The 13,395-nt window shown below is 58.8% G+C and carries 20 protein-coding genes and 1 pseudogene; 1 reads left to right on the plus strand and 20 read right to left on the minus strand.

The genetic code is table 11. The annotated features are described in order from the left end of the window. Nucleotides 1-2: 2 nt before the first annotated feature. The 9 genes from CKW14_RS00515 to CKW14_RS00555 all read right to left on the minus strand — a co-directional run bounded on the left by CKW14_RS00515 (nt 3) and on the right by CKW14_RS00555 (nt 6,644). A complete protein-coding gene (locus CKW14_RS00515) occupies nt 3-335 on the minus strand; it encodes a phage tail assembly protein (protein ID WP_095124361.1) in 333 nt (110 codons plus the stop codon). A 33-nt stretch (nt 336-368) separates the two neighbouring features. Then, nucleotides 369-884 (minus strand): phage major tail tube protein, encoded by a 516-nt coding sequence (locus CKW14_RS00520; protein ID WP_095124362.1) that lies wholly within the window; start codon nt 882-884, stop codon nt 369-371. 46 nt (nt 885-930) lie between these two features. Continuing rightward, on the minus strand, nt 931-2,100 hold the full coding sequence (locus CKW14_RS00525) for a phage tail sheath protein (protein WP_095124363.1): 1,170 nt from the start codon (nt 2,098-2,100) through the stop codon (nt 931-933). 119 nt (nt 2,101-2,219) lie between these two features. Beyond that, on the minus strand, nt 2,220-2,645 hold the full coding sequence (locus CKW14_RS00530; RefSeq protein ID WP_095124364.1) for a phage tail assembly chaperone: 426 nt from the start codon (nt 2,643-2,645) through the stop codon (nt 2,220-2,222). 11 nt (nt 2,646-2,656) lie between these two features. Next, complete coding sequence (locus CKW14_RS00535; RefSeq protein WP_095124365.1) at nt 2,657-4,207, minus strand: phage tail protein; 1,551 nt, start codon at nt 4,205-4,207, stop codon at nt 2,657-2,659. Further along, the gene (locus CKW14_RS00540; protein ID WP_095124366.1) at nt 4,200-4,823 is read right to left on the minus strand and encodes a phage tail protein I; all 624 of its coding nucleotides are present in this window, start codon (nt 4,821-4,823) and stop codon (nt 4,200-4,202) included. Before CKW14_RS00540 ends, CKW14_RS00535 begins: the two co-directional genes overlap by 8 nt. Next, on the minus strand, nt 4,823-5,734 hold the full coding sequence (locus CKW14_RS00545) for a baseplate J/gp47 family protein (protein WP_095124367.1): 912 nt from the start codon (nt 5,732-5,734) through the stop codon (nt 4,823-4,825). The genes CKW14_RS00540 and CKW14_RS00545 overlap by 1 nt, the downstream gene beginning before the upstream one ends. After that, a complete protein-coding gene (locus tag CKW14_RS00550; RefSeq protein WP_095124368.1) occupies nt 5,731-6,075 on the minus strand; it encodes a GPW/gp25 family protein in 345 nt (114 codons plus the stop codon). The genes CKW14_RS00545 and CKW14_RS00550 overlap by 4 nt, the downstream gene beginning before the upstream one ends. Continuing rightward, nucleotides 6,072-6,644, minus strand: a complete 573-nt coding sequence (locus CKW14_RS00555) for a phage baseplate assembly protein V (protein ID WP_095124698.1) — start codon at nt 6,642-6,644, stop codon at nt 6,072-6,074. Before CKW14_RS00555 ends, CKW14_RS00550 begins: the two co-directional genes overlap by 4 nt. A gap of 123 nt (nt 6,645-6,767) precedes the next feature. On the opposite strand from CKW14_RS00555, the gene CKW14_RS00560 reads away from it, so the two are divergent. After that, nucleotides 6,768-7,985 (plus strand): hypothetical protein, encoded by a 1,218-nt coding sequence (locus CKW14_RS00560; RefSeq protein ID WP_095124369.1) that lies wholly within the window; start codon nt 6,768-6,770, stop codon nt 7,983-7,985. Here the strand turns inward: CKW14_RS00560 and CKW14_RS00565 are convergent. The 11 genes and pseudogenes from CKW14_RS00565 to CKW14_RS00610 all read right to left on the minus strand — a co-directional run bounded on the left by CKW14_RS00565 (nt 7,982) and on the right by CKW14_RS00610 (nt 13,374). Continuing rightward, nucleotides 7,982-8,449, minus strand: coding sequence for a phage virion morphogenesis protein (locus tag CKW14_RS00565; protein WP_095124370.1), 468 nt, complete (start codon nt 8,447-8,449; stop codon nt 7,982-7,984). The genes CKW14_RS00560 and CKW14_RS00565 overlap by 4 nt on opposite strands. Further along, nucleotides 8,446-8,922, minus strand: a complete 477-nt coding sequence (locus CKW14_RS00570; protein ID WP_095124371.1) for a phage tail protein — start codon at nt 8,920-8,922, stop codon at nt 8,446-8,448. The genes CKW14_RS00565 and CKW14_RS00570 overlap by 4 nt, the downstream gene beginning before the upstream one ends. Continuing rightward, a complete protein-coding gene (gene lysC / locus CKW14_RS30085) occupies nt 8,919-9,176 on the minus strand; it encodes an Rz1-like lysis system protein LysC (protein WP_218233125.1) in 258 nt (85 codons plus the stop codon). The genes CKW14_RS00570 and lysC overlap by 4 nt, the downstream gene beginning before the upstream one ends. After that, nucleotides 9,097-9,462, minus strand: a pseudogene (locus tag CKW14_RS30125) (LysB family phage lysis regulatory protein); the annotation flags it as partial. The gene lysC and the pseudogene CKW14_RS30125, both read right to left, overlap by 80 nt. Continuing rightward, on the minus strand, nt 9,459-9,665 hold the full coding sequence (locus CKW14_RS00580) for a hypothetical protein (protein WP_095124373.1): 207 nt from the start codon (nt 9,663-9,665) through the stop codon (nt 9,459-9,461). The pseudogene CKW14_RS30125 and the gene CKW14_RS00580, both read right to left, overlap by 4 nt. Then, the gene (locus CKW14_RS00585; RefSeq protein WP_095124374.1) at nt 9,662-10,504 is read right to left on the minus strand and encodes an N-acetylmuramidase family protein; all 843 of its coding nucleotides are present in this window, start codon (nt 10,502-10,504) and stop codon (nt 9,662-9,664) included. The genes CKW14_RS00580 and CKW14_RS00585 overlap by 4 nt, the downstream gene beginning before the upstream one ends. After that, complete coding sequence (locus CKW14_RS00590; RefSeq protein ID WP_169843613.1) at nt 10,501-10,824, minus strand: phage holin, lambda family; 324 nt, start codon at nt 10,822-10,824, stop codon at nt 10,501-10,503. The genes CKW14_RS00585 and CKW14_RS00590 overlap by 4 nt, the downstream gene beginning before the upstream one ends. 45 nt (nt 10,825-10,869) lie before the next feature. Then, a complete protein-coding gene (locus CKW14_RS00595) occupies nt 10,870-11,082 on the minus strand; it encodes a tail protein X (RefSeq protein ID WP_095124375.1) in 213 nt (70 codons plus the stop codon). Then, nucleotides 11,082-11,552, minus strand: a complete 471-nt coding sequence (locus CKW14_RS00600; protein WP_095124376.1) for a head completion/stabilization protein — start codon at nt 11,550-11,552, stop codon at nt 11,082-11,084. The genes CKW14_RS00595 and CKW14_RS00600 overlap by 1 nt, the downstream gene beginning before the upstream one ends. 104 nt (nt 11,553-11,656) lie before the next feature. Then, nucleotides 11,657-12,355 (minus strand): terminase endonuclease subunit, encoded by a 699-nt coding sequence (locus CKW14_RS00605; RefSeq protein ID WP_095124377.1) that lies wholly within the window; start codon nt 12,353-12,355, stop codon nt 11,657-11,659. Between the two features lie 11 nt (nt 12,356-12,366). Then, nucleotides 12,367-13,374, minus strand: coding sequence for a phage major capsid protein, P2 family (locus tag CKW14_RS00610; RefSeq protein ID WP_095124378.1), 1,008 nt, complete (start codon nt 13,372-13,374; stop codon nt 12,367-12,369). Nucleotides 13,375-13,395: the final 21 nt, after the last annotated feature.

Consider the following 13,395-nt stretch of genomic DNA (forward strand, 5'->3'; position numbering starts at 1 on the left):
CTCTACGCAACGAGGGAGGCGTCCGTCCTCACCGACTTCTGCAACAAAAAATGCGCGACCTTGTTGCCACAGGCCAGCAGATCGGCCGGGTCCATGCCGGCGGCTTCGGTCGCGGTGATGCTTGGCGAGGTGATACGCGGCAGCACCTTGAGCAGGGCGGCGACGTCGAGGTTCAGCAGGTCCACCAGGTGAACGCCGCGCAGCTCACCGGAACACGGCTTGCGCAGGGTGAGGCTGTCGATTTGATTCTTGCCGCGCAAGATCGCGGTATCGAGGACGACGGTATTGTCATCGACTGTCGGCAGGACTTCGGTATTGGTTTCTTCGGTGTTCATGTGCTGCTCCAGGTAATGGCTTTAGGGAGTGGTTCAAAGGCCGATGGCGGAGCGCTGTTTCTCCAGCATGTCCACGCCGTTGACCTTCTCGATGAAGTTGAGCAAGTCGATTTCGATGATGTCTTCGTTGTCGACGATCAGCTTGTAGTAGCTGCATGTGGTGGTGATGCTGTGTTCGGTGTCTTCACCAGGTGCCGCGTCGCCCATCTCGATGGTTTCGTGACGGCCGCGCACGATGATTTCCACGGCGCTGATTTCGCCGGTGTCGTCTTGCTGGAACGAGCCGGCGAAGCGCAGTTGAACACCGGACGCATTGACGCTGCCGAACTGCTTGAGCGCGATCAGATCCAGCCCGCCGGTTTTCCATTCGAACTGGATGCCGTCATCGGAGAAACCGAGATCGGCCTTGACCGGCCCGTTCATACCGCCGCCGCGATAGCTTTCCATCTTGCGTCCGAGCGGCGGCGGGGTGACGCTCTTGGCTACGCCCTGGTAGGTGTTGCCGTCGTTGAACAGGTTCATGTTTTTGAGTTTGCGAGGCATGGCCATGGCGTTGGTCTCCGGGGTACGGACTCCCCCGCAGGGGAGCGCCGATTCAGGCGTTCACTTTGCTGGCGAACTGGATCAGGTAGCGGTCGGTGATGCGCTGGCGAAGGGTCAGGTCTTCCAGCGGCGGCACGGGCGTATAGTCGTAATCGAGGTACAGCTTGCCGGCCTTGAGCGTGTCCTTGTCGTTGATGTCTTCCGGGTACCAGCAGTCGCCGCCGATCAGGTAGCCGCTGCCGACCATTTCGCGGAACTTGGCCTTGATACTCTCGATCATGTCGCGCACCAGGGACGGATGCATGGGCTTGTCTACGGCCCACATCTGCGCTTCGGCCATGGTGTCGGCGAGGATCTGCGCGGTGCGGGTGTAGTTCTCGAAAGCAAACAGCGGATCGTCGCTGCACGTGCGGCTACCCCAGAAGCGGAAGCCGCCCTCATTGATCAGGGTGGTGACTTCGTTGCCGTTGAGGTAATTGGCATCGGTGGCCGGGTTTTGCAGATCCCAGAACACGTCGGCGCTGATGCCGGTAACGCCGTTGACCGCGACGTTAGACAGGGTTTTATGCCAGCCTACTTCCTGATCGATCTTGGCGCGCAGACCGAGGGCACGGGCGACGGCCGAGGCTTTCACGGTGGTGCTGGTGACGGTGTCCCAGTTCTGGAAGTCTGGCCAGATCACCATGACTTCGCGGGCGCCGAAGTTCTCGCGATAGGCGACGGCTTCTTCCTTGGTTTTGCAGTCCCAAGCGCTGACATAACTGAAGGCGCGTAGTTGTTGGGCAATGCTCGCCAGAGCGGTGGCCACCGGTTGGCTGTCGAGGCCTGGCACGCCGAGGATGCGCGGCACCATGCCGACTTTTGCCTTAGCGGCGAGCAAAGCTTTCATGCCGGTGTATTTGCCATCGGCGGTGGTGGTGCCGATCAACGCGCTGGCCGTTTCCGCCTCGGTGGCGCCTGCTTTGACGCGCACGACGATGGTGTAGGGCTTGGTCTGGTCGGCGATGGCTCGCAGGCTGGCAGCGAGGGTGCCGGTGGTGCCGGCCTTGCCGACGGCGGTCTGCACGTTGGTGAGCAGCACCGGCGTATCCAGCGGGAAAACGGTAGCGTCGGCATCGTCGGCCGTGCAGACCATGCCGATGACGGCGGTGGGGATGGTGCGAATGGGGCGGGTGCCGTCGTTGAGTTCGAGCACCCGCACGCCGTGAAGATAATCGGCCATGGATTTGCCTGCGCAGTAAATGGGATGACAGTGCACAGGCTGCCGCGCGCGCGCCGGATGGGCGAGCGCGTGGACTTGTAGAGGGGGGTGCTACATGGATAAGCGCACTCGAACAGATATCACTGGATTACCTGGCTCAACCAATCCGGTGCTTGAGGGCGATGGTCAGCCAAAGGAAAGCTACCCGACTCTGGCCAATTGCGCAGCGCTCGGCGGTATGCCTGAAGCTCTGTGTATTGCTCTGCCGACAATGTGGTGTCGGTGCTTTCTTCCAGCTCATCACGATGACGGGTTACTACAGCATCTGTTTCAGATAGTTGCTGGTCTCGCCAGCTCCTTTCTATCGTTGCCAATTGCTCGTCACTGGGTGGCGGCAGCTCAGCCAGAACAGGCACACCATCATGAATCCAGACGATTACCTTGCCGGCGGATTGTCCAGCCAGCAGAGCTGCGTGGTATTCGGCGGAGATTTCAACCACGTCATCCGGCATTGTTGTATGAATGGATTCGTCGTAAAAACCGCGAGTAGATCTTGAGGCAAACATGGCTTTTCTCCTTATCGACCTATGGCAACGTAGTAGCAGTTCAACGCCACCCGGTTAGTCGATGAGGACCACGCTTGATAGGAAGCTCCAGCAGTAGACTGGCTCTCCAGCGTACCGAAAACGCCATTCGATCCGGGAGTAATTGCCACGCTCAATGTCAGGCTTAAAAGCACCGACGGAAAGGCCATGTAAAAGGAAAATGGAACTGGCCCGCTAGCACTTCCCATGACGGTCCCCCACTGCATAATCAACCCGCTCGCTAGCTTCTGGTAGCCATTGGTACTGATCGATGATCCGAATGCCGAAGAGTATTTAAGCTGTGCAGAACCACCCACGGCGTACCAGTTAGCACCGTCCGACTCGACCGTCAGGCTATCCCCAAGGCCGAGCGCAATGCTTGATAAGGTCTGACTCCCATTGAAATAAATCAACTGGCCCGGCTGTGTTGCGATAAAGCAGGGCTGACTGGCAAACATCACAATCGGTAATCTTGTGCCAGCTTTAACAGCCGCCGCAGAAGGCAACGTCACCGTGTAGTTTCCACCGGCACCGGCATAGATGAGTTTTCCAGCGTGCCCTGCATTGAGGGTGGTAACACCAACCAGAATGGCAAAGTCTGAATCATTCCCTAGCGCCCGCTGCACAAACTCAGTCGTGGGCAGCGACTTGCTGCTATCAAACTGCACTGGGGTTGGAGCGGTTGGATTATCCAAAAACGCTGGGGACTTGATCGGCGCGAAACCGTAAGTCACGTTCTGGAACATTAGTGGTGTTGTACCCAGGACGATTGCGCCGTCAGTAATCAACTGCCAACGGGTATCGGCCAGAGTGGTGCCCTGTTCGACAGACACCAGCAAAGCCGATGTCACTTTAGAGTCTGAATCCGCATCGGATGAACGAGTCCAGGCGCCTGCTGCCGCTACCCATATTCCGTTGTCTTTGGCGGTGTTCTGGTTCTTCACTAAAACTCGGTCACCGACCAACAATGGCACGCCGTCGATAGTCAGAAGTCCCGACAGTAAGATGTTTCCGGTGGTGGCGACCCGGACCGACTGTTTGTTATCCAGTTTGTAAAGTTCTTCCAGAATGCGTGTATCCACGTACTCGCGGGTCGCCAACACCACCGACGGGTCAATCTTCAACTGAATGTTTGATGTGCCGCTGGTGATGATGTGCATCCTCACCACCTGGTTGCGGCCCGATCCTTGGGTGAGCAATGGTTTGTAACTCGGCGCCACGTTGGACACTGCCGAGAACACGCCGTCCTTGTCCTCTAATGCCAATTCGCGAATCCACCAGCCGCCAACATCCGGCGGCAACACCAGTTCAGCGATGAGGACGTTATCGTCGGTCGGGGATACACGCAGCTGATTGAGCTGTGCGCGGTACCGCTGGTTAATCAGCCTGGTTTGTGACGGGCTGGGCACCGGGTCGGTGCCATTGGCGTCGCCGATCAGCATATAGCGCGGTTCCCACGGAATACCGAGGGCGTCGCAGTTGGTTTTCTTGGCGGCGCCCAACGTGGTCAGCATGCCGCCGAAAATAGAGTTCTGATCAACCATGGGGGTACACATCCAGTTCGTCGAGGGTGTAAAGGCTCACGCCGCTGTAGCCCCGGATCGGGACATCGATGTCCGGGTTGTCCCAGGGGTACACGTCAATTTCGTCGCCGTCGTAAACGGCGAAGCCAACGAAGGCGTCGAGCCGGGTTTCAAGAATAATGTCGAGGCCGGTGAGGTGTCGGGTGAGGGGCTTGGCGTCATCGATCAGCCAGACCAGTTCCTGGTACATCGCTTCGGTGATGCCGGAGTCTAGGACGCCGATGCGCAACGCGAAGGTGCCAGGTGTACCGGGAGGAACGGTCTGCCACCACTCGGCGACCTCAATCAGGTAGCCGAGCGGTTCTACTACCCGCCGCAAGGCGCCGATGGTGCCCTTGTGCGAGTGCACGTAATACGCGGCGCGGCAGGCGGCACGCTTGGCGGCTTCTGACCATTTGCTGTCCCAGCGATCGACCGAAAACGCCCAGGCCAGGTACGGCAGTAAGGGCAGGGGGCACAGGTCAGGGTTGTAGAGCGTGCGCAACGGAATCGGCACACGCTGGATTTCTGCCAAAGCTTGCGCGGCTTGGCGTTCCAGTGGTGTCGAGTTGCCGGGTAGCAGTGGCTGGTAGGTCATCACTCAACCCCCAATGTCAGTTCTACGCTTGTGCAATACGGCGCCTGATACTTGGTAGCGACGATGTCTTCCCAGTCTTCCAGCACGACTTTGCGCACGCCCTCGACGTGCAGCGCGGCATGCACGATGGACTCGGAAACCTCCAGTGCCAAGCGCCGACGCTGATGCACGAACTGGAGCAACTGGGCTTCGGCTGCTGCGAGGACCAATTCGGTTTCAGGGCCATTGCTCAACGGGAAGATCCGCGCCTTGATCTGATAGTTGATGATCTCGGCGCCCTGGACGGTGAGGCGATCCGCGACGGGGCGGCGGTCGTCATCGCTGAGGTAGGTTTTGACCTTGTCGAGCAGAGCCGGGGACGCTGTTCCATCGCCCAGCACGGATTGCACGGTAACAACGGCTTCGGCCGGCGCCGGGCTTTCGGCGGTGGCGTCTGCGACTTGTCCGTCAGCGGATCGGGCGTGAAAGATGTAGCTGTTGCGCGGGCCGGCGGTGCTGAGGCCTTCCCATGCCATTTGTGCACGCTCGCGCAAGCTGTCGTCGCTTTCCATCAGCTTGGGGAGAGGCGGCACGGCTGCCGGGTTTGCGGCTTGAATGACCAACCGCTTCACGTTGAAGTTGGCGGCGAGTTGTTCGAGGTCGGTACCCTTGGCCAACGCCAGCATGTTGGCGACAGATGCCTCGTTGACCCGCTGTCGCCAGACAGTTTCGCGGTAGGCGTTTTCCTCGAGTAATTTGGTCAGCGGCTCCGACTCCATGTTGAGGCGTGCAGCGATCTCGGCTTGTTCCTCCACAGGCCAAAGGCTGACGGCGTAGGCCTTGCGCGCGGCAAGGATCTGTTCGTAGTCGATCTGTTCGACGATCTGCGGCGCCGGCAGTTGGCCAAGGTCGATGGCGACAAAAGTGTTCATACGCTGCCACCCAGTTGCAGAGGCACGCTCAGGCTCAGCGGCTGGTTGTTGTCGACGATGGTGCCTTCGAACTCCAGCGACGCTTGGCCCTGAAGGTTCGCGCCGATGAACTGGATACGGCTGAGGCTGATGCGAGTTTCCCAGCGCATCAGGGCCATGACAGTGGCGGCGTAGACCTGCAAGCGGGTGAAGTCGTTGAACGGCTGATCCACCAGCTCGGGGAGCAGGCTGCCGTATTCGCGGCGCATGACGCGGGTGCCGATGCGGGTGGTCAGGATGTCGGTGATCGATTGGGCGATGTGTTCGACCAAGCCGAGGGACGCGCCGGTTTCTCGGTTCATTCCGGTTTCCCCGTTTTCGCGCTGCCGGGCATGACATTGCCGTGCAGGTGCTTCACCAGACTGATGCCGGCTGCGATGACATCTTCGGACACGGTGACCATGCCGGTGATGTTCTGGTTACCGGTCTGGGTGTAGTTGCCTTCATGGGTGATCGGGCCGACGATGTGGATGCCGCCCATGCTGATCAGGTTAGTGGTGCCGCCTTCTGCCAGTGTGGCGTTGAGGTGGTGCGCAACACTGTCGTACTCGATGACGGTTCCGTCGCGGTAGGTGCAGCGGTGTAGGCCTTCGCGGTCGCCGTTGGCCGGGACGTTGTCACTGAACAGGCCGGTCAGGACGATACCGTTACCAAGCTGGCCGGATGGGCTGAAGAGGATGACCTGCTCGCCTTCGGTAGGCGGATTCCACTCGCGGTCGGCACCAGCCCGGGGGACGACCCATGGGAGCCAGCCGGTGGTGAGCGTTCCGGTTTTGACCTGCACGCGCGGGGGCTTCATCTGGACGGCAGCGATGGTGCCGAGGCGGATGAGGTTTTCGATCAGGCGGGCGAGGGTGGCTAAGTCGTTCATGGCGCCGATGGTGGCGTCACGCGCGTATGAATTCAGCAATATTGCCGTGTAAGGACTGGGTCTACAGGTTACCGTTTCTAAGCTAAGGTGATGGAACACATCGTTGTATCAAGGAGTGATTTGATGCTTTCCATCCTGCATCCAAGTGTGATGCGTAAAGTTCATGAATTGTCTATCGGCTTGCTCCCAATAACTATCAAGGGAGACTCTATCCCGAAATTGATTGTGAAAACCTCTAAGGAGGCAATCTTAACGGCAAAGGTTAGACAGGGCTTTCTTATATATCTAATACCATACGAGATTCCAGGTGTTCGATCGCTCGCCTTCCTGGCTGCATTTTTTGATGATCAACGTCACCCCTATACGTCAGGCGGCGCGCTCATAAAAGAACTGATGGCTAAGGATTTTTCTTTGTTGTTCCAAGCGCCAATAGTTGATGTTCATTTCTTCGATGAGCTTGGAAGGGAAATGCTGGCATATAGAACCGCATTCCATTCAACTAAGCGACACAAAGATATGTTAAGAGGGGCTGTTGTTCCTTCTATTGAGGGTTTGAATCAAAGCTTGATACTTGATCGTATGACTGAGTGGTTTCGATTAAGCAGCCCAGCAGATGATGCCTCAGCAATCAAGGTGACATTTACAGAGTCCCTTATGCCTGATGACATCATATACTTCGATATGCGCCCTGATGCTCATGACTATCATGGCAGTGCGGGATTTAGTTCGGCTCCTTTAGAGCGTAGTGAACCGGGACCGTTTCAAGAAAAAGAAATTGTCGCTTTGCTTCAGCGTACATTTAAATCTAAAGAAATCTATCTTGCTCCTCTGAGAGTGAATGATAAAGAAGAAGTGGTCGATGTTCTGGTGGTGACTGCTCGTAGCGTGATTCTTATACAGGCTAAAGATAATCAGAATCTTGAAAGTACGTTAAATAAAACCATTGAGAAGAAACGAAATGCAACCAATAAGTCTCTGAAGGGTGGGCTTGGTCAAGTAAGAGGGGCTATTGGTTATTTGAAGAGGACCGTTCCGTTTGTCTTTTTGATAGATGGAAATGAAATTGAGTTGGATTTGACGGGTAAGCGAATATATGCGCTGGTGGTAGTGAGAGAACTTTTTGATGATGATTATGATGAGTATACCCCTCCCATGTTGGAGCTTTACAAGGCGACAGGGGTAGCCTGTATCCCTTTGTCATACACGGAACTGCACCAGTACACTCGCTTTATCGAAGGTGATGAGCATTTTTATGAGGCGTTCAACAAGGTTTTCAGTCATGGGCTGGAAACAGGTATGTTTCCTCGACTTCGGGTGCATCCTCCAGGTACAAAATTCTAACCTTCATGATGAATCAGATGTGCCAACAGTCCGTCGCGGATCAGATCAAGATCCGCTTCGGTAAATCCTAGGAGTTGCCGCTGTTCATATCTTACGTCTGGCGCTCCCCGTTCGGCTCGATCTTTCAATCCATATTGGTGAACCCTAGCGATTCTCGCGATTCTGCCCGTGAATCCTACGCTGATAGTGTTCCCATCGCCTTGGACCTTCAAAAAGCTCGCCGTGCGCAGCTTCTGAAACATCTGCACCTTTCGCTTCACTCGTCCTTGCTTGCCCCGCAGATTACGTTGCTTTCGTGGCGCGTACTTGCTCCCGTCCGGGTTGCGCTGGGCGATGATTCGCAGTTGTTGGCTGCGACGCAGGGCCTGGCCGATGCTGCGGGCCAATTTGTTGCGCGATGCCGGTTCCAGTTGACCCAGTAGGCCGGCGGCCCAATCCTCCAGCGTTTCCAATCGGGTGGTCATTTCGGCAGCACCCACTCACTACCAGTACCCTGCGCGCCAGGTATCCAGTTCGGATCAAGAAAATCCGCAGCCCGTTGCGGCTCGCCGGGATGTCGAATGGTGGTGTTGCCTTGGTCATCCTTGCCCACAACCACACGCTCCGTCAGCGGCAGCGTCAGGCTCATATCCACTTTACTGTTGTCGAGAATGTCGGCCTCGAACTGAATGCCGTCAGCGGCCTTGTTCAGGTTCTCCAGCAGTTCGGACTGATGAACACTCAACCAACCGAGCAGCGGCAGCATGACGCTATCGGGATGGCCGGCGAAGTCGGTAAGGATGACTTGCAGGTCGAAGCTGTATTCGAACGACAACGTCTGCGCGGCGGTGCAGCGGATCTTGCCGTTGTCGATGAAGATCAACAGTCGGTCGGGGTTGTGCTTGAGTTCGGCCACGGTGGCGAGCAGGTGCGCTTTCAGGCTGTCGGGTTTGTTCATGGTCGGGCCTGCTGGTGTTGGTAAACCATGTCCACCTGGCTCGCACAGTCTGCCCACGCGGCCTCGACGCGATCCTGATCGGTGAGCTGATCGCCGTTACTGCGCGGACTGGTCGCCGGCAGCGTACACGGCACCACGGCCGGACAGCCACTGACGATAAGCGTTGGCGCCGGTGAAGGCGGGGCGTTCGCGCAGCCGGCGAGCAGTATCAGGCAAAAGCTGTGCAGCCCAATTGCGTAAGTCGGCGTTTTCACGTTTCAGAGCCTCAATGGTGAGTTTGCGCTTTGCCAGGCCTTGGCGCAGTTGATCCTGTTGCGCGCGCAGGGTGGTCTGGGCGTTGCGTTCCTGTTGCAGGGTGTCGCGCAACGCGTTGGCGTTGGCGAGGTTACGCTCGGCTTGTTCTTGGGCGCGGCTGGCGTCTTGTTCGGCCAGTCGGGTGTCCTTGTTCGCCCCGCTGATGCGCAGCTCCTGGTTCCAGATCAGCAGCCCCAGCGCTGCAAGTAATGCAATGCCGAGCAAGGCCTGCCGCAGGATGCTCACGCCCGGTACCAGCCGAGCTGATTCATGTCGCCGATGTCCATGTGCTGGATCGGGCCACGAATGATGATGACTTTGCGCTGAGGATCTTGGATGCGAAGCGCGTCCCGCAGCTGCACCATGTCTTGCTGATCGCTGTTTTCTGGCACTACCAGCAGATCACCGTCCTGCACATTCAGCCGTTGTACCGCGTCGAAGTCGATCATGCCGCCACCGCCTGCCCGCAACCGCAGTCGTCGTGCCGTTCGTAGGCGCGTTGGAGTTTGATGTCGTACAGGTTTCGCTGGTAGTCCGGTCCGTTGTAGAGCTTGGCGAACTCGGCCCATTTGCGGCCCTTCAGCGCCTTGTGCAGCACCGGATCGGTCTCGATGAAACGGACGAACGCGTCGAATTGCTGCGATTCTCCCGCGCTCATGGCGGCGACAAATTCCTGCACGCTGTTGTAGCCCAGGCGCTGCCAGTGAAAGCCCATGATCTGGAACGCACCCCATGACGCGGATTCCAGTGCGGCGGTGTCGTCGATCAGGCGAGCAGTCGCCAGGCGCTGGTGTTCGGCGCTACCGCCGGCGTAGCCGCCGGATTTCGCATTGACGATGGCCGGGTTGGTTGCGGCCAACTGATCAGCGTGGTGTTTGAGTGCGGCGGGATCATCGCCTTCGTGCCGAACCTTCGCCAGTTGGCGATACATGATGTGCCGTTCGAACAGGATCACCGGTTTGCCGTTATCGAGAAAGCCACTGCCTTTCGATTCAACTTCATTGACCGCGTAGACGCTGGCCAGCGGCACGCCGAGGCGTTCGGCGGCGTTGACCAGGTCGGCGTTCTTCAGCAGTTGCTGGCAGTCGGTGCCGGTGAGCGCGCTCAGTGTTTTGCTCCCGGCAACGCCATCAGCCACCAAACCAACCTTGAGTTGATAGGCGCGCACGGCGTGTTCCGTGGCGTCGCCGTAATCACCATCGACGTTCAGTTTGGCGCCGTGTTGGTTGAGGCTCTTTTGCAGATTGCGCACCGCTTGCGAGCGGTCACCGTGGCGAAGTGTGGTCATAGCTGCTCTACCTTTCGGTTGAAAATCTTCTTGGCGGCAGCGCGAGTGCCCTCGACACCGAGCAGCCCGATGACGCCTCCGAAGAACGGCGCAGTCGAGGCTGGAATCCCCAGCAGTGACAGCCCGTGACTGGCGGACAGAGCGAGGGCGCCGCAAAGGGGAGCTTCGATCACCATCCGGCGCACGGTGCCGCCGCCGTAGATCACTCGAAGGCTCGCAATGACAACGGCCAGCAGGCCGGAGTAGATGGCGGGCCAGTTCTGTTCGAGCCAGGCGGCGAGCCAGGCCCAAGTGTCGGGACGGTCAGGCATGCGTTTCATTCCATGATCCAGAGTGGTTGGGTTCAAGGGCGCGGTGCGGGCAGTTCAGTCCCATAGGTTCACCATCTGCCGTTGCGGGGCGGCGGCTTGGGCTTCTGGCATTTGCACCACGAGGCCTTGCGGCAAGGTCGGGCCGTGGTCGGCAAGCCCGGGGTTGGCTTCGAGAACAGCTTCGGTGACACCGGCGGTGCGGCCGTAGTGACGCCAGCACAGGGCATCGACGGTGTCGTTCTGCTGGGCGCGGATGCTGACGGGCATCAGATCAACTCCACGGTGGTGCGGCCGAGGCCGAGAAAGTCGCGCACGGCCCAGCGCTGGTCACGGCGCAGTTCGTCGATGCTTGGGGTCAGTTCTTCGGCGTTCTGGTTGCCGCTGTTGGTGCTGTCGTAGGAGCGGTAACGCTCGCAAATCTCCGCGCCGGTCGCGGCGTAGATCGCCCGTTGGTAGAGGTGGACGAGTTCAGACTTGTCCTCGATTTGCTCGGCGGGTACGTCTGCGAGAGTGGCGTAGCCTTCGGCCTGTTTGGCGCGGCGCCATGTGGCGAACTCGCGGTTCACGCTGATGGCGGCGGCCATGGTCGCGGTTTCCAGTCGGATCGGCGTGACGCTGGAGTCGATGCGCAAAGTGCCGCGCACGTCGTCAAGGTCGATCGACGGCCAGAAGGGGTCGGTGTTGATATGGCCGCTGGAGGCCGGAGTAGTGCTGCCGCCCGCTACGAATCCGCTCATGAATCTGCGCTCTGTTGTAGGTCGCCGGTGGTCGGGGCTTCACGTTCAGGAGGAGCGGCCTGGCCGATCCGCCCCGAGCCGGCGGGGTGCGTGGGGACGCTCGGTTAGCTGCCAGTGGCAACGAGTTTGTTGAGCAGGCGTTCGGCCCGCTCCAGATCCTTTTTGCCACCGCAGGCGTCGTGCAGGTCGATGGCTTTTTTCAGCAAGTCGATGCCGGCCTGCACCTGACCCGGTTGGCCGGGCTTTTCGTCGGTGATGCCTTCGAGCGTTGCGCGCCCCATGGCGAGGAACAGCTTGGCGCGTGCCTGGTCCGGCATGTCTTCGGCGTCGGTCAATTCGGCGGTGCGGTGCAGGATGGCCAAGTCGAACGGCTCGCCGACCTTCTGCGCCTTGAACGCGGCGGTCGCGACCTCTTCGGCGACGAGGCAGCCAGTGGTGCGTTCGAAGCGATCCGGCATGACCATCTTGTGTTGCAACACGTACTGCGCGACGTCGAGGCCACCGGTGAAGTCGCCGGCGTCGAAGCGCCAGACCATGATGGTGGTCAGCACTTCGTCTTGGGCGCCTTGGCCGGCGTCCAGCACGCCTTGCACGTAGGGGATGTACTCGGGCAGCAGTTGACGTTTGAGTTCGGCCTTGCCCTGGTTCGATTGCACCTGTTTCAGGCGCAGGCGATCTTGCAGCAGCTGGTTGAGCTGATGTTCATAGGCCGTGGCGCCGGCCATGGTTTGGGTCGGTTCAATGGCTGCCGCCTCCTTGGCGGCAGTAACGCGTTGAAAATGACGGCGGCAAGGGTTGGTCATGGTCGTCGCCCTCAGGCCAAGGTGATGTTTTCGGCCATGGCCGCACAGCCAAGGTCTTCGATCACGTAGCTTTCGTTTACCGATTCGAAGTTCTCGATGCGGTCGCGTTTGGCGTTGTCGACGACGGTGCGGCGTCGGGTACCTTCCTGCCAGTAGATCGACAGGTTATCGAGGCGAGTGACCAGTAGGCCGTTAGGCGGGAAGTGCGGTACGCGCACGGCCGGCAGATTGCCCAGGCGTTTCTGGCTGGTCACGATGTCGGCAGCCAGCATTTCAGTCGGTGCCTGCGTTTTGTTGATGATCGGGAAGTACTTGTCTGCCAACAGCTGACGGCCGCAGATGACCACCAGATCGGTGTCTTCCTGATACCACGGGTCAATAAACTCGTTGACCATGCTGACAACCAAGGCGTCGATGTTTTCGAAGTCCTTGCCGGCTCCGATCTCGATCTTGCCACTGCCTGCCACAACTTCGGCCATGACGCGGGCTTCGTTTTCAGTGCGCATCTTTTGCAGCCAACCAATGTTGACGTCCTGCAACAGCGGGTTGGTGGCCGGGTTCGACGTGGCGGCACGGCTGGTGCCGTTCCAGCCGATCATGATCCGGTTGAGTGCCTGGGCTTTAATGATCGCGTCGCGGATACGCGCCTGGAAGTCTTTGAACTTCGCCCACTGATCCAGCTTTTGGTAACGCAGGCCGGTGTCGAAGTTGGTTTGCGTGCAGGTGTACCCGCGATTGTCCAGGCTGCTCGGGTCACGGGGTTCGCGATCCTTCACGGTGGTGTCGGTGGTGCTGGCAATGGTGCCGTCGATACCGATGCCGATTTTCTCGCCGGACTGCTCGGATACACCGTAAATGTTGATCGAGCTGAGGAACGAGCTGGATTCCTGAATGCGGGTTTCCAGCGTTTGGGCAACGCTCGGTGCGGCGGTGAATTTGGTGGTGACGTCGCTCACGCCGTGCAGCTGAGCAAGCTGCTGCAGGTAAGCGTTGAACAGAACTCGTGTGTCGTTACGCATGGTGATCGTCCTTCGTTTTTC

Source organism: Pseudomonas sp. Irchel s3a12 (genome assembly GCF_900187485.1).
GTDB lineage: Bacteria > Pseudomonadota > Gammaproteobacteria > Pseudomonadales > Pseudomonadaceae > Aquipseudomonas > Aquipseudomonas neuropathica.

Excerpts from the sequence above, each read along its gene's own strand:
- CKW14_RS00515 (WP_095124361.1), bottom strand. The coding sequence starts at position 335 with ATGAACACCGAAGAAACCAATACCGAAGTCCTGCCGACAGTCGATGAC.
- CKW14_RS00520 (WP_095124362.1), bottom strand. The coding sequence starts at position 884 with ATGGCCATGCCTCGCAAACTCAAAAACATGAACCTGTTCAACGACGGC.
- CKW14_RS00525 (WP_095124363.1), bottom strand. The coding sequence starts at position 2,100 with ATGGCCGATTATCTTCACGGCGTGCGGGTGCTCGAACTCAACGACGGC.
- CKW14_RS00530 (WP_095124364.1), bottom strand. The coding sequence starts at position 2,645 with ATGTTTGCCTCAAGATCTACTCGCGGTTTTTACGACGAATCCATTCAT.
- CKW14_RS00535 (WP_095124365.1), bottom strand. The coding sequence starts at position 4,207 with ATGGTTGATCAGAACTCTATTTTCGGCGGCATGCTGACCACGTTGGGC.
- CKW14_RS00540 (WP_095124366.1), bottom strand. The coding sequence starts at position 4,823 with ATGACCTACCAGCCACTGCTACCCGGCAACTCGACACCACTGGAACGC.
- CKW14_RS00545 (WP_095124367.1), bottom strand. The coding sequence starts at position 5,734 with ATGAACACTTTTGTCGCCATCGACCTTGGCCAACTGCCGGCGCCGCAG.
- CKW14_RS00550 (WP_095124368.1), bottom strand. The coding sequence starts at position 6,075 with ATGAACCGAGAAACCGGCGCGTCCCTCGGCTTGGTCGAACACATCGCC.
- CKW14_RS00555 (WP_095124698.1), bottom strand. The coding sequence starts at position 6,644 with ATGAACGACTTAGCCACCCTCGCCCGCCTGATCGAAAACCTCATCCGC.
- CKW14_RS00560 (WP_095124369.1), top strand. The coding sequence starts at position 6,768 with ATGCTTTCCATCCTGCATCCAAGTGTGATGCGTAAAGTTCATGAATTG.
- CKW14_RS00565 (WP_095124370.1), bottom strand. The coding sequence starts at position 8,449 with ATGACCACCCGATTGGAAACGCTGGAGGATTGGGCCGCCGGCCTACTG.
- CKW14_RS00570 (WP_095124371.1), bottom strand. The coding sequence starts at position 8,922 with ATGAACAAACCCGACAGCCTGAAAGCGCACCTGCTCGCCACCGTGGCC.
- CKW14_RS00580 (WP_095124373.1), bottom strand. The coding sequence starts at position 9,665 with ATGATCGACTTCGACGCGGTACAACGGCTGAATGTGCAGGACGGTGAT.
- CKW14_RS00585 (WP_095124374.1), bottom strand. The coding sequence starts at position 10,504 with ATGACCACACTTCGCCACGGTGACCGCTCGCAAGCGGTGCGCAATCTG.
- CKW14_RS00590 (WP_169843613.1), bottom strand. The coding sequence starts at position 10,824 with ATGAAACGCATGCCTGACCGTCCCGACACTTGGGCCTGGCTCGCCGCC.
- CKW14_RS00595 (WP_095124375.1), bottom strand. The coding sequence starts at position 11,082 with ATGCCCGTCAGCATCCGCGCCCAGCAGAACGACACCGTCGATGCCCTG.
- CKW14_RS00600 (WP_095124376.1), bottom strand. The coding sequence starts at position 11,552 with ATGAGCGGATTCGTAGCGGGCGGCAGCACTACTCCGGCCTCCAGCGGC.
- CKW14_RS00605 (WP_095124377.1), bottom strand. The coding sequence starts at position 12,355 with ATGACCAACCCTTGCCGCCGTCATTTTCAACGCGTTACTGCCGCCAAG.
- CKW14_RS00610 (WP_095124378.1), bottom strand. The coding sequence starts at position 13,374 with ATGCGTAACGACACACGAGTTCTGTTCAACGCTTACCTGCAGCAGCTT.